Genomic DNA, 12660 nt, shown 5'->3' on the forward strand with positions numbered 1-12660 from the left:
ACGCCGCAGGGGGATTCAGCGTCGCGTCGAGCTGCGGGCGGCGCGCAGCTCGAGCAGGCGCGCCTCGTAGCGCCGGACGCGGTCGGCGAGCCGGTCGTACTCGCGCTCGTGCCGTCGCAGGACCGCGACGAGCCCGACGATGGCGATGACCATGACGGCCCCGATGCCGACGAGGAGGGCGACGCCCAGGGTGTCCGAGGCGCGTCCGGTGGACAGGAGCACGAGCATCGCGACGAACGCGGCGCCCACCACGACGCAGAGCGCCCCGACGCGGCGGCTGGTGCGGCGTCCGGACGCGGCGAGCTCGGCCAGGGCGAAGGCGCGCTCGTCGCGCGCGACCTCGCGGCACAGGTAGGTGGCGGCCGGGAAGCGGTGGGTGCGCACGCCCGGGTCGGGCCGGCCCACGAAGGGTCGGTGGTCGGACGGGGTGTCGGAGGTGTGGAGCCCGGCGTGGACGCCGACGGGGGCGCCGGTGCGGGGCACGGGGATGGCGGTCATGGTGTGTCCTTCGTCCGACGGTCGCCGGGGTCCTGCTCTGCAGCATCCTCCGGGCGACGGGATGGCGGTGGGGTTTTCGCGTACGTGGTGCGCCCGCCGCGGCCGGCGTGGTGGCCGGTCGCGGCGGGGACGCGGGTGTCAGTCACGCGGCGTCAGGCGGGCGCCGAGGGCGTACGCGCAGACGACGAGCGCCGAGGCGGCGAGGACGATGTCCTTGAGGACGTACTGACCCATGAGCGTCGGGCCGTGCGGGAACAGGTCGGCCGTGAAGAGCGCGAGCGGCGACATGATGCCGATGAGCGCGCCCCCGAGGACGACGATGCCGACGCGGAGGAACCGGCCGCTGACGAGCGTCAGCCCGATGACGGTCTCGGTGACGGCGGTGAGCAGGACGGCGGCGTGGCCCGACACGAGCCCGAGGGTGAGCCGGTCGATCGTGGCCGAGGCGATGGCCTCCGCCGGGCTCAGGCCCGGGAAGAACTTCAGGACGCCGAAGCCGAGGAAGACGAGGCCGAGGCTGATGCGGAGGATCTGCAGGCTGTACCGGACCAGGAAGGCCTGGAGTCGGTCGACGCCGGCGGTGACGATGGTGATGGCGGTGCCCACGGTGCCGGTGACGGCGCCCCCCACGCCGGTGGCGTCGGGGCGGGGGTGGGTGCGGCGACCGGGTCGGTCGACGGCGATCTGCGACATGGTGGTGTCTCCTGTGAGGTCGAAGCTGTCGAGACCTCAGAAGGCCGGGGCCCGCTGCAGATACGCCCGGGCTGCCCTTTGAGTCGCGGTACCCATCCCGTACCGGGGCGTTCGACGGCAATTCGGGCACGCTTGATCACCTGCGGAATTCGCTTGACACGCAACCGAAGTCAGTGGATCGCCCGATCCGGTGCCTTCGACGTCACCAGTTGACGAGGAGCCGCTCCTCCTTGTCGCGGAACGCGCCGACGATGATGAGGACGAGGTCGACGAGGGCCCAGATACCGAGGCCGCCGAACGTCACGATCTGGAGCACCCCGGTGCCGACCTTGCCGACGTAGAAGCGGTGCACGCCGAACACCCCGAGGAAGAAGCAGAGCAGCGTCGCCGCGAGCCGCGACCGGTCGCTGACGGGCCGGCCCTCGGCGTCGAACTCGACGCGCTGGATCATCGGCTGCGCCGGCGCCGCGGCCTGGGGCAGCGCCGGACCGACCTGGTCGGTCCACGAGTCGCCGTCCCAGTAGCGCGAGGCCGGCTTGCCCTCCGGGTCGGGATACCAGCCGGCAGGGATCTCACGAGGCGGCTGCGGTGCCGTCCCCTCGGTGGGTGGTTGGCTCATGACGACCTCCGTGTGCTGTGACCTGTGTGCGTTGACCTGGTGCTTGACCGTGGGCGTCGACCTCCGGCCAGCATGACCGATGGTGCAGCGCCGGGACAGGGACTCCTGGCACCCCGGACGGTGCCAAACGTCATGGCGCCGCGGGGTCCGGGACTCGTACCGTGATCGGGTGACCTCCGACGAGCCGGTCCGCGGCTACGGCCCGCCCCCGACGCCACCCGCTGGTCCGCCGGTGCCCGACGACCGGGTCCCCGGCGACGCGCCCCGGGGTGAGGCGTACGGCGACGCGTGGCTGCGACCGACGCTCGATGCCGGCGAGCGCAGCCCGTCGCCCGAGCCGCCGGAACCCCGGCGTCCCCGCCCCTCGCCGGCGAAACGGTCCTGGCTGCTCGCCGGCCTGGGTGCGGCGCTGCTGCTCATGGCCGGCGTGGCGGCCGTGTCCGGGGACGCCCTCACCGGTGAGGGCTCGCGCACCACCTCGGAGACCTTCCAGCGCGTCCCCGCCACGCTGACGATCCGCGGCGGGGCCAACGACATCGAGGTCCGGGGCGGCGGCGCGTCCGGGTCCGTGGGCGTCCTGACCGACACCCGGTGCCCGGGCGGGAACGCCCCGAGGCCCTCGTGGTCGGGCGACACGCTCGTCGTCGACGGGGACTGCGGCGGCTTCCTCGGTTGGGGATCCGTCGACCACGTCATCACCGTCCCCGACGGCACCGCCGTGACCGTCGAGACGGGCTCCGGCGACGTCGCCATGGCCGGTTCCCTCGGCGCGACGCGGGCCACGTCCGGCTCCGGCGACCTGTCGGCCCGCGACATCGCCGGACCGCTGAGCCTGGAGACGGGATCGGGCGACGTCGAGGGTTCGGGGCTCGGCCGGGCCGACGTCACGGCCAAGACCGGCAGCGGCGACGTAGACCTCGACTTCTCCTCCGCCGCCGACGCCGTGCGCGTCCAGACCGGCTCGGGCGACGCGTCGGTGCGCCTGCCGGCCGGGGTCTACGCCGTCTCGGCCGAGACCGGGTCCGGCGACACCGAGGTGGGCGTGACGAACAGCCCGACCGGCGCGGACCACGTCACCGTCCGCACCGGGTCGGGCGACATCGAGGTCCGCTACCGCTGACCCGCTGACCCCCGCGTCAGGACGGGGAGCCGGCGGGGGCGTCGTCGTCGAAGGCGGAGAACGTGTCGTCGGGCACCGTGGAGCCCGGCGCTGCACCGGGCGTCGCACCCGGCGTCGCACCCGGCGTCGCACCGGGCGCAGGAGCGGACGTGCCGTGCGGCGCGTTCTTCTCGACGAGCTTGTCGATGCCCTTGTCGACGCTGGCGCGCACCTTCGTGACGGTGTCGGTGTGCTTGCCGTTCGTCTTCTCCTCGATGGTGCCCTCGACCTTGTCGAGCGCCCCGTCGACCTTCTCGCGGTTGTCCTTGGCGTAGTTCGCGGCGATCGAGGCGGCCGTCTTGAGCATCTCCGCCACGGCGTCGCCGAAGTCCTTCGCCTTGGCCTGGAGGTGGACCTCCTCGGCCTTGTGCTTCATCTGGTCACCGAACGACACGGTGCCTCCTCGGGTGGTTTGCGGTCATGGATTCGTCATGGATTCCCAGAGCTGGACCGGTTGCCCTGCTCTCTCCTGCCAGCGTCCATCCGCCAGGCCGTCGCGCGCAACCGGGGTCGGCCCGGAGTCGACCCTGACCCGACCCCGACGCTTCGATGCCCGTGTCGGTGCCCGTGTCGGTGCCCGTGTCGACGAGGGTGTCTCGTTGGTCACTCCGTGTCCCGGTGTGACCGGCAGAACTGCGCCGCAACGCTGCCCGGGCGGACAGTGGAGGGGCAGGGTGCGTCCTGCTGCAGCCCTGCTCCACCCCTTCCATGGAATCGAAGTGATCACGATGAAGCGACTCGAAGGACGTGTCGCCCTCGTCACCGGCGCGGCCAGCGGCATCGGCCGGGCCACGGCACTGCGCCTCGCCGACGAAGGCGCCGCGGTGCTCGTCACCGACGTCAACGTCGACGCCGGCGAGAAGACCGCGATGCAGATCCGCGACGCCGGCGGCCGCGCCGCGTTCGTCAAGCACGACGTCGCGAGCGAGGCCGACTGGGACGCCGCGTGCGCCAAGGCGATCGAGGAGTTCGGCGGCATCGACGTGCTCGTCAACAACGCCGGGATGGGCGACCTCGCCACCATCGAGGAGACGAGCCTCGAGGACTGGCAGCGCACCATCGGCATCGACCAGACGGGCGTCTTCCTCGGGATGCGCACCGCGGCGCCGCACCTGAAGAAGTCGGGCCACGGCTCGGTCGTCAACATCAGCTCGATCTTCGGCACGAGCGGCGGCTTCGGCACCTCGCCGGCCTACCACGCGGCCAAGGGGGCGGTCCGGACGCTGACGAAGAACGTCGCGCTGCACTGGGCGCCCGAGGGCGTACGGGTCAACTCGATCCACCCCGGGTTCATCGACACCCCGATCCTCGACCAGGCGAGGGGGACGCCGTTCGAGCAGACCATGATCGACCTGACGCCGATGGGCCGGCTCGGGCGACCGGAGGAGATCGCCGCGGGCGTGGCCTACCTCGCCAGCGACGACGCCGCGTTCGTCACCGGCCTCGAGCTCTACATCGACGGCGGCTACATCGCCCGCTGAGCCATCGAGCGCACCCACGCGAGCACCGACCGGTGGCGTGACCAGTCGGGGTCGCCGGCCGACGGGCCCTGCGGGTCGCCGCCGACCGCGGCCCCGTCCGCCGGCCCTGGCCCCGACGCGTCCGCCGGCGGGCCGAGCGCGCGCCGGATCGCGTCGGCGACGGTGATCCGGCCCTCCGGGGGCTCGCCGAGCACCGTGGCGGCGTCGCGCGAGGCGACCATGTCGTGCCCGAGGCTCGGCACGAGCGACTCGACGGTGCGGCTCGGCACGTCGACGAGCACGCCGGCCAGCCGGGCCACCGCGTCGACCGGCGCGAGCCACAGCGGCACCTGCACGCGCACCAGCCGGGCCTGCGACGCGTACGTCCGCAGCAGGTCGACGTAGCTGAGCAGCTCGGGCCCGACGAGGTCGAGCCAGCCGGTGACGTCGGGCCGCTCGAGCGCCTCGGCGAGGAACCACACGGCGTCGGCCACGGCGACCGGCTGGATGACCGAGCCGCGCATCCACGCCGGCACGGTCTGCACGACGGGCAGCCGGTGCGAGGTCTGGCGCATCACCTCGAAGCTCGTCGAGCCGGCGCCGATGACCATCGAGGCGCGCAGGGTCAGCACCGACGCGTCGGCCCCGGCCAGCACCTGCTCGACCTCGAGCCGCGACAGGAGGTGCTCGGACAGCTCCTCGACCGGGAGGTCGGGCACGATCCCGGACAGGTAGACGAGCCGCCCGGCCCCGACGCGTCCGGCGGCGTAGGCGACGTTGTCGGCGGCCTGCCGGTCGAGCCGGAGGAAGTCCTCGTCGTCGAGGCCGTGCACGAGGTGGCACACGGCGTCGACCCCTTCGAGCGCCGCGACGACCTGGTCCTCGTCCTGCACGTCGGCCCGGCGCCACTCGACGGCGTCGGTCCACGGGAGGCGCTGCGGCACGGGCCGCCGGTGCAGCGCGACGACCTCGTGGCCGCGCGCGAGCAGCTCGGGCACGAGCCGCGAGCCGACGTACCCGCTGGCCCCGACGACCGCCACCCGCAGCGTCATCCGCATCGTCCGACGGCGTCCGTCAGCGCCGCAGACGCCGGCCGTCGCGCCGGAACGAGCCGAGCAGGTCGCCCGCCGCCCGCACGAGGTCGAGCGATCCGGAGTCGTCGCCGGTGGCGTCGTCCGCCGCGTCGTCGGCTCCGTCACCCGCGCGCGACATGTTCGTGAGGAACCGCTCGATGAGCGGGTCGGACGCGCGCTGCACGAGGCCGCGGCCGATGTCGAGCGGCATCCCGTAGAAGTCGAGCGCGGTGTCGAGCCGGGCCCGGGTGCGGTCGGCCGTGAGCGGCTGCAGCGTCAGCGTGACGCCGATCGTCGCCTTCCCGAGTCCGTGGCGCTCCTGCCCGGTGGCCTCGAGGCGCGCCCGCCGGGCGGACGCGTCGCGCTCGGTCATCGACCCGGTCCCGTCGAACCACATCGACAGCGGCCCGAGCCGGGCGCGGATCTGCCCGACGAACGCGTCGCCGTCGACCTCAGTGACCTCGGCACCCGGGAAGCAGCGGCCGATCCGGCGCAGGTCCATGAAGTGCTCCCACACGAGGTCGGCCGGTGCGTCGAGCTCCTGGTCGTGGTGCAGCCTCACGGCATCCTCCTTCGGCGGGTCGGCGGGCTCAACCCCCACATACCCGCCGGGCGCGCCCCTCACGACCCCCTGACGACCCCCCGAACGACTACCCGGGCTGGTCGCCGGTCCGGTCGCCGGCCCGGGCGAGCCAGTCGTCGCGGAAGAGGTCCCAGTGCAGGCCGTCGCCGTAGGAGCCGTCGGCGAGCACGTCGACCGCGCGCTCGCGGCCCCAGGAGGTGAACCCCGTGGCGCGCAGCACCGCGTTGCTCGCCTCGTTGTCGGCGGCGGTCTCGCCGACGAGCCGGCGCAGGCCGAGCCCGCCCTCCTCGCGCGGCCGGAAGGCGTGCGCGGTGGCGAGCCGCGCGGCCGTCTTGGCCACGCCCCGGCCCCGCGCGCTCGGGAACAGCTGGTAGCCGAGCTCCCCGGCGTCACCCGTCAGGGACCCGACGCGGGAGAACACCGTGACCCCGCCGAGCGCGCGGTCGGTGGTGGCGTCGGCGATGCACCACTCGACGGCGGAGCCCTCGGCCATCCGTTCCCGGCGCACGAGCAGCCACAGCGGGAACGTCTCGGTGGACAGCACGGAGCGCGTCGGCATCCAGTGCGTCGGGTCGGCGTCGCGCGGCTCGATGGCCTCGGCGTCCTCGGCCCGCCACGGCCGCAGCCGGAGCCCGGCCTCGGGTGCCTCGAGCACCGGCGGCTCGAACCAGGGCGCCGCCGGCGTCGTGGCGTCGTCGGGGCCGATGCTCGCGGTCCACGTGTCGAGGGCGGCGGACTCGTGGGTCGGGTCGGGGTGGCTGTCGGGGAGCGTGCCGTGCGGCGTGAAGCCGGTGGCCCACGCGACGCGTCGCGAGCCCCAGTTGCCGCGCACGGCGCGCCAGTGCACGCGGATGAGGGGCTGCCCCCAGCCGCCCTCGGTGAAGGCGTGGGCGAGGACGAGGCGGACCGCGCGGGCCATGACCCCGTGGCCCCGGGCGTCGGGGTGCAGGCCGAAGCCCAGCTCGCCGACGGCCGGGCGCACCGCCGGCCGCAGGTCGATGCTGCCGCCGAACCGGGGGCGACCGTCCGGGTCGTGCGGGTCGACCCAGTCGATGGCCCAGGTGCGGGTGCCGTCGGGCGTGCGCCACGCGGCGCGGTTGCCCTCGATCCAGCCGAGGGCGTCGTCACGGCCGTACGGACGGGGGACGGTCGTCCACCGCTGGCTGTCCGCGTCGGCCGACTGCTCGACCACGGCGTCGGCGTCGGCCTCCGTGTGCACTCTCAGTGTCACGACGCCGTCGGTGAGGATCGGTGCCGACACGGAGTCAGACACGGAGTCAGGCACGGAGTCAGGCACGGAGGCGGCGGTGGTCTGCGGCTGCGCGGGGGTCACGCGGCCCACCCTGCCAGCCCGCGGGGACACGGGCCACGCAGTTGTGAGCGGGTCTTTCGCCGGTCACACCGCGGTCAGCCACGAAAAGCGGTGGAGCGGGGAACGGGAAGACCGGGAGCCGAATCGCCGGCTCCCGGTCCAAAAGGCCCGCTTCCCCTCCACAGGCTGCGTTCCGGGGCCTACCGTACCCACAGGGATGACAGGGCAAACGCGCGTTGCGCGGCCTATTGTCCATCGCAACTCGGGGAGTCGCGCGGCTGCTGATGGAGCGTCGCGCCGGTCGAGGGGAGCTGCGATGCAGGGGTCGCCGTGGGTCCGGACGTGCGTGCCCGACGGACGCACCCGAGGGACGCGGAGCCCGCTCCGGTCGTGCCGGGGCGGGACACGAAGCTGCCCCCAGACCGCCGCTCCGTGTCCGCCCCACCCCCTGTGCGCGACACCCTACGAACAGGTTCGGAATCCGAAGGCGGACGTTGCGCGGCAGAAATCGTCGTGCAACGACGGCCCTTCTGCCGCCCGATATGTGCCTGCGGAACCGGGTAGGACCTGAGCGATGCAGCTCATCGACGAGATCCAGTGGGTGCTGCGGAATGCGCGGCTCAGCGCCGCGGACCCCGCCCTGCGCAGCGCTGCTGGCTTCGCCCAGGGGAACGGTGTCGCCACCGCCGTGCACCGGGCCCAGGTCGGACGCTGGGAGCGCGGGCACGTGGTCGTGACGCGTCAGCTCGTGCGGCGCTACGAGCGTGTGCTCGACCTCGACGAGGGCACGCTGCTCACGGCGGTCGACCTGTTCGGCCGGGCCCGCAGCCCGGTCCGGTCGGTCGCCGTGCTCTCACGCACCGCGGAGCCCGACACCGACCGCGCCCTGCTGCTCCTCGAGCGGGCCCTGTCCGAGGACCGGATGACGGGCCTCGACTGGGACGAGCTCACCGACGCCCTCGGCCGGATCGGGCGGCCGCTCGTCCGCGCCCGCGACTGGGAGGCGCTGCTGCGCCGTCTGCTCGAGGAGACCAGCCTCGGCCTCGGGATCGGCTACGCCCAGCGGTCCGAGGCGCTGGCGCGGCTCGTCGGGCACGCGCGCAGCGGGCCGGTCGTGGCCGCCATGGCCGCGGAGGTGACGGCCCGCCCGGACGCGCAGTTCTACAACGACCCGCTCGGCATGCTGCACCACACCGACCACCCGGAGGCGGTGTCGGTCGTCCTCGACCAGCTGCGCCGGCCGACGAACCCGAGCGTTCTGCGGGCCTGCCTCATCGTCATGACGACCCTCGTGAAGGGCCAGCGGCTGGACGGCGACGTCCGCCTCGAGGCCGCCCGCCTCGGGGTGCAGCACCTGCGCGACCCCGACCTGCCCTACCGCGTCCACCGGGGCGCCGCGAACCTCGTGCGCGCGCTCGGCATCGCGACCCCCCGCCTCGCCACGGTGCTCACCGCCGAGGACCGGCGGGTGGCCGCCTCGATCGTCCGCGACGGCCGGGCCATCAGTGCCGAGGCGTTCCGCACGGCCGTCAAGCGCATCCGGGCCGAGCTCGAGGACGTCGGTGGGCACGAGTCGATGGAGGAGCCGGTGCTCGCGCACCTGCTCGAGACGTCGCTCGGGTCCACCGACGAGGGGGAGCGCGGTTCGGCGCTCGGCATCCTCATGGTGTCGCCGCAGGCCCACGTCGTCGGGCGGGTGCAGGCCCGGGCACTGGCCGACGCGCTCGGCCAGAAGGACGTCGTCGCCGCCCACGAGAGCCTGACCATCCTGTCGTGGCTCGGGCAGCCGGAGGACCTCGACCTCTTCGAACGGGTCAGCCTCGGCAACGGCACCCCCACCGACGTCGCGACGACCGCCGGGTACGTCCTCGGCAACACCGTGGAGCCGCGCTCGCCCCGACGTGAGGCCCGGGACGCCGCCGTCGCGCTGCGCGTCGCCGAGGTGATGGCGACGGGCTCGGGGCACGACGACGGCGACCTCGTCCGCAGCCTCGTCTACGCCCTCGGCATGCGTGGGCGCTACGACCTGGTCCAGTCCCTGGCCGACGCCCTGCCGGTCGAGCCGTCGGAGCCCGACGCGGGACTCGTCCCACCGGCGCTCGACCCGGCGACGCGTCCGGGCCCCGACGGCGTGGCCCGCGGCATCCTCGGCTACTGGCTGGGGCTGCCCGAGCACCTGCGCCCCGACGGCGGCCTGGCCTGACCCGCCGCCCGCATCCCGGACGCGCCGACGCCCACCCCCGCGCAAAGGCGGGGGTGGGCGTCAGGTGGGCTCACGGGCTCGCTGGGCGAGCCGGGAGCGTCAGCAGCCGGTGGCCGGCTGGCGGAAGCCCGGGAACGGGTTGAGGTCGCCCATCAGGGTGTAGCGACCACCCGTCCCGCTCTGCGTCGGCTCGGAGCCGGTCGCGTTCGGCGGCAGGCGCAGGAACCACGGGAAGAGCGCCTCGTCCTCGGGGTGGTAGGCCCCGTCGGCGCTCTGGCTGCCGTTCGGGTTGGGGCCCTGACGGAAGGTGTTCGTGCCCTGGGCGAAGCCGATCCCGACGACCGGGTCACCGGTCTCGAGCACCGAGGTGCAGCCGTACTGCGGCGCCGTCGGCGTCAGCCACGGCTCGACGCCGTTGTCGACGAACGGGTCGTCGGCCCACTCGGCGATCTCGTGGCTGATGGCGTGGATGTCCTGCAGCGCCCAGTCGGCGCCGCCGTTCGCCCGCGCGTAGAGGCCCGGGTCGACGTACGAGGCCCAGGCGAACGTCTGGACCGGGGCGTTGCCCTGGGTCTGGCCGCCGCCCTTGCGGTCCCCGGCGGCCTTGGTGCCGTGGTAGCCGATGACGCAGCAGTCGGTGAGGGACTTGCCGTCGTGGAGCATGACGTCGTCGGTGAGGTAGAGCGGCAGGTGCGTCGGGTCGGCGCTCGTCTCGAGGTTGTTGATCTGTGCGGACCACCAGCCGATGTCGACGCTGGCGAACACGACGCCGCGCCCGCTCTGGAGCAGGCCGCCCTGGTTGCTCGGCACCGTGATCGTCACGGGCGCCAGCACGTTCGGGTGCAGGCGCAGGTGGTACGGGCTGGTGCCCGTCTTGGCGAACTGGGCGCGCATCGTGGCGTCCTGCAGCTGCAGCGGCACGCCGGCGTCCTCCTGCGAGAGGGCACCGCCCGGGCCGCGGGAGAACGACGAGTTCGTCGCGGCCGTCGTCGTGCCGTAGTCGCCGGTGGCGAACTGCGGGGAGGCGATCGTCGCGGGAAGCACGTCCGACCCGTCGAAGGTGCGGCCGGCGATGATGACCTTGATCGGCGTGATGTCCACCTGGACCGTCACGTCGCACGCCGCCGCGGCGCACGAGTGCGGGTCGGCGCCGACCATGTTGTAGCCGTACGTCTTCCCGTCGGCCGGGTCGGTCGTGGACCCGTGCCAGTGGGGGACCGTGCGCGTGGTCGGCAGGACCGTGGCACCCCCCATCGTCACCGACTCGGCCTTGAGGGCGTCGTCGCTGATGACCTGCGGCTCGGACGTGGTCGGTGTGCCCGCCGTCGCCGCTCCGGCCGCCACCACGAGTGACGCGGCGGCGACCAAGGCCGATGCTGTGGAACGCAGTCTCATGCGTGCTCCATCCCTGAGTTCGTTCGGAAGATCCCCGATAGGCCGGAATGTAACCCTCGCGACACCGGCAACGGGGGATCCGGATAGGCTGGATTTCACTGCGGCACAGTCGCATTCATGAAACTCACAGTATTCTCACATCGTCTCGGCATGGGGCGTCCAGCGGATGTCCAGCAGGCCTCCAGCGGCCGGGTCGGGGGACGGGCTAGGTTGCTGGCTGTGGACACCGACGAGATCCTGACGCTCCTGCGCGACGTCGCCGACGAGGTCGTCAACCCCCGCTTCCGGGCGCTGGCCGAGGGAGAGGTCCACGAGAAGCGTCCCGGCGACCTCGTCACCGACGCCGACCGCGAGGCCGAGGTGCTCATCACCCGGGCGCTCGTCGCCGCGTTCCCCGACGCCGTCGTGCTCGGTGAGGAGACCTTCGCCGCCGACGCGTCGCTCATGGAGCGGTACACCGCGGCGCCGCACGCGTTCACCCTCGACCCGGTAGACGGCACGAAGAACTTCGTGCACGGCTCGCCCGACCACGCCGTCATGGTCAGCGAGACCGTCGACGGGCAGGCGGTCCGGGCCTGGATCTGGCAGCCGCAGCACCTCGTCGGCTACGTCGCCGAGCGCGGCGCAGGCGCGTGGCGCCACGACGCCGACGGCACGACGCGCCTGACGGTGCCCGACGCGTCGGGTACCGAGAGCCACGACGGGCTGCGCGGCCGCACCTCGCGCCGGGCCTGGATCGGGCGCAGCCTCGAGGGCCTCCCGCCGCTCGAGCTGACGTGGGTGTCGTGCGGCATCGACTACCCGAAGCTCGTCGAGGGCGCCGCCGACTACGTGCTCTACGGCCGCGGCGCGCCGTGGGACCACGTGCCGGGCTCGCTCCTGCTCGCCGAGGCCGGCGGCCTCCTCGGGCGTGCCGACGGCGAGGCGTACTCGCCGCGCGACACCGCGCCCCCCGGGCTCGTCGCGGCCGGCGCCCCGGGCGTCTATGACCGCGTCGTCGCGGCGCTCGCCGCCACCGAGGGCTGAGCTCAGCCCTCGGACGCCTCCTTCGACGCCTTCTTCGAGGCGGCCTTCCGAGCCGGGCCGGTCTTCGCAGCCCGAGTCGCTGCCCGGGCCGCCTTCTTCTCGGTCGCCGTGGCGCGCGCCGGCTTCTTCGTGTCGACGTAGCGCTCGGGGTCCTTGTCCTTCGGGGTGATCCCGTCGGCCCACCGCTGCGCCTCGTAGCGCAGGAACTGCACGGCGATCTCGTGGCGCAGCTCGAGGCTCGCGCGCTGGCGGAAGTCGGCGAGGTCCTGGCGCTCCTCCTCGCCCATGTGGTCGCTGTTGTGCACGTTGGCGTCGACGACGGCGGTCCACCACGCGTCGGACCCGGTGCGGCACCGGCCGACCTTGCGCACCGCCTTGCGGATCTCGTTGTGGTCGTGGACGGCGTCCTCGACCTCCTCGTCGACCGACTCGGCGTCGGCGCCGCCCGTGCCGAGCCGGAGCAGCTCGGGGTAGAAGAAGCGCTCCTCGGCCTCGGCGTGCACCTCGAGCAGGACCTCGAGCCGCTTCCACACGGCGGCCAGGCCCTCGTGGTCGTCGCGCGGCCACTCCTCGAGCATCGCGAACATCCGCCGCTGCTCCTCGTGCTGGTGGGCGATGACCTCGGTGATGTCCACGGAT

Annotated in this window: 13 protein-coding genes; 4 read left to right on the forward strand and 9 right to left on the reverse strand. The window is 73.7% G+C overall.

Going from position 1 to position 12660, the window contains the following annotated elements; translation table 11 throughout:
* Positions 1–15: 15 nt before the first annotated feature.
* The 3 genes from RY076_RS02230 to RY076_RS02240 form a co-directional block, all read right to left on the reverse strand.
* A complete protein-coding gene (locus tag RY076_RS02230; RefSeq protein WP_323095794.1) occupies positions 16–498 on the reverse strand; it encodes a hypothetical protein in 483 nt (160 codons plus the stop codon).
* Positions 499–636: 138 nt separating this feature from the next.
* Positions 637–1191 carry a DoxX family protein gene (locus RY076_RS02235; RefSeq protein ID WP_323095795.1) on the reverse strand — a complete coding sequence of 185 codons (555 nt, stop codon included), beginning with the start codon at positions 1189–1191 and terminating at the stop codon, positions 637–639.
* A gap of 202 nt (positions 1192–1393) precedes the next feature.
* A complete protein-coding gene (locus RY076_RS02240; protein WP_323095796.1) occupies positions 1394–1810 on the reverse strand; it encodes an NINE protein in 417 nt (138 codons plus the stop codon).
* A 169-nt stretch (positions 1811–1979) separates the two neighbouring features.
* Between RY076_RS02240 and RY076_RS02245 the strand changes: the two genes are divergently transcribed.
* Positions 1980–2930 carry a DUF4097 family beta strand repeat-containing protein gene (locus tag RY076_RS02245; RefSeq protein WP_323095798.1) on the forward strand — a complete coding sequence of 317 codons (951 nt, stop codon included), beginning with the start codon at positions 1980–1982 and terminating at the stop codon, positions 2928–2930.
* 16 nt (positions 2931–2946) lie between these two features.
* Here the strand turns inward: RY076_RS02245 and RY076_RS02250 are convergent, their stop codons facing one another.
* A complete protein-coding gene (locus tag RY076_RS02250; RefSeq protein WP_323095799.1) occupies positions 2947–3363 on the reverse strand; it encodes an antitoxin in 417 nt (138 codons plus the stop codon).
* Between the two features lie 334 nt (positions 3364–3697).
* Here RY076_RS02250 and RY076_RS02255 point away from each other — a divergent pair, with 334 nt between their 5' ends.
* Entirely contained in the window at positions 3698–4450 is a 753-nt protein-coding gene (locus RY076_RS02255; RefSeq protein ID WP_323095800.1) for an SDR family NAD(P)-dependent oxidoreductase, read from the forward strand.
* Here RY076_RS02255 and RY076_RS02260 read toward each other — a convergent pair.
* The 3 genes from RY076_RS02260 to RY076_RS02270 form a co-directional block, all read right to left on the reverse strand.
* A complete protein-coding gene (locus RY076_RS02260) occupies positions 4435–5481 on the reverse strand; it encodes an NAD(P)H-binding protein (protein WP_323095801.1) in 1047 nt (348 codons plus the stop codon). The two genes, RY076_RS02255 and RY076_RS02260, sit on opposite strands and share 16 nt — an antisense overlap.
* Before the next feature lie 22 nt (positions 5482–5503).
* Entirely contained in the window at positions 5504–6064 is a 561-nt protein-coding gene (locus RY076_RS02265; protein WP_323095803.1) for an SRPBCC family protein, read from the reverse strand.
* Positions 6065–6152: 88 nt separating this feature from the next.
* Positions 6153–7358, reverse strand: a complete 1206-nt coding sequence (locus tag RY076_RS02270) for a GNAT family N-acetyltransferase (RefSeq protein ID WP_323095804.1) — start codon at positions 7356–7358, stop codon at positions 6153–6155.
* Positions 7359–7971: 613 nt separating this feature from the next.
* Here RY076_RS02270 and RY076_RS02275 point away from each other — a divergent pair.
* Positions 7972–9600 carry a hypothetical protein gene (locus tag RY076_RS02275; protein WP_323095805.1) on the forward strand — a complete coding sequence of 543 codons (1629 nt, stop codon included), beginning with the start codon at positions 7972–7974 and terminating at the stop codon, positions 9598–9600.
* Between the two features lie 99 nt (positions 9601–9699).
* Here the strand turns inward: RY076_RS02275 and RY076_RS02280 are convergent, their stop codons facing one another.
* Positions 9700–10995: a hypothetical protein gene (locus RY076_RS02280; protein WP_323095806.1), complete on the reverse strand. Its 1296-nt coding sequence runs from the start codon at positions 10993–10995 to the stop codon at positions 9700–9702.
* A gap of 219 nt (positions 10996–11214) precedes the next feature.
* Between RY076_RS02280 and RY076_RS02285 the strand changes: the two genes are divergently transcribed.
* On the forward strand, positions 11215–12021 hold the full coding sequence (locus RY076_RS02285; RefSeq protein ID WP_323095807.1) for an inositol monophosphatase family protein: 807 nt from the start codon (positions 11215–11217) through the stop codon (positions 12019–12021).
* Positions 12022–12023: 2 nt separating this feature from the next.
* Here the strand turns inward: RY076_RS02285 and RY076_RS02290 are convergent, their stop codons facing one another.
* Positions 12024–12656, reverse strand: a complete 633-nt coding sequence (locus RY076_RS02290; protein WP_323095808.1) for a hemerythrin domain-containing protein — start codon at positions 12654–12656, stop codon at positions 12024–12026.
* Between the last annotated feature and the right edge of the window lie 4 nt (positions 12657–12660).

The organism is Intrasporangium zincisolvens (assembly GCF_034724055.1).
In the GTDB taxonomy this organism is placed as follows: domain Bacteria; phylum Actinomycetota; class Actinomycetes; order Actinomycetales; family Dermatophilaceae; genus Monashia; species Monashia zincisolvens.

What these genes read in the sequence shown, in the direction of transcription:
- RY076_RS02230 (WP_323095794.1), bottom strand. Translation starts at nt 498, where the DNA reads ATGACCGCCATCCCCGTGCCCCGCACCGGCGCCCCCGTCGGCGTCCAC.
- RY076_RS02235 (WP_323095795.1), bottom strand. Translation starts at nt 1,191, where the DNA reads ATGTCGCAGATCGCCGTCGACCGACCCGGTCGCCGCACCCACCCCCGC.
- RY076_RS02240 (WP_323095796.1), bottom strand. Translation starts at nt 1,810, where the DNA reads ATGAGCCAACCACCCACCGAGGGGACGGCACCGCAGCCGCCTCGTGAG.
- RY076_RS02255 (WP_323095800.1), top strand. Translation starts at nt 3,698, where the DNA reads ATGAAGCGACTCGAAGGACGTGTCGCCCTCGTCACCGGCGCGGCCAGC.
- RY076_RS02260 (WP_323095801.1), bottom strand. Translation starts at nt 5,481, where the DNA reads ATGACGCTGCGGGTGGCGGTCGTCGGGGCCAGCGGGTACGTCGGCTCG.
- RY076_RS02275 (WP_323095805.1), top strand. Translation starts at nt 7,972, where the DNA reads ATGCAGCTCATCGACGAGATCCAGTGGGTGCTGCGGAATGCGCGGCTC.
- RY076_RS02280 (WP_323095806.1), bottom strand. Translation starts at nt 10,995, where the DNA reads ATGAGACTGCGTTCCACAGCATCGGCCTTGGTCGCCGCCGCGTCACTC.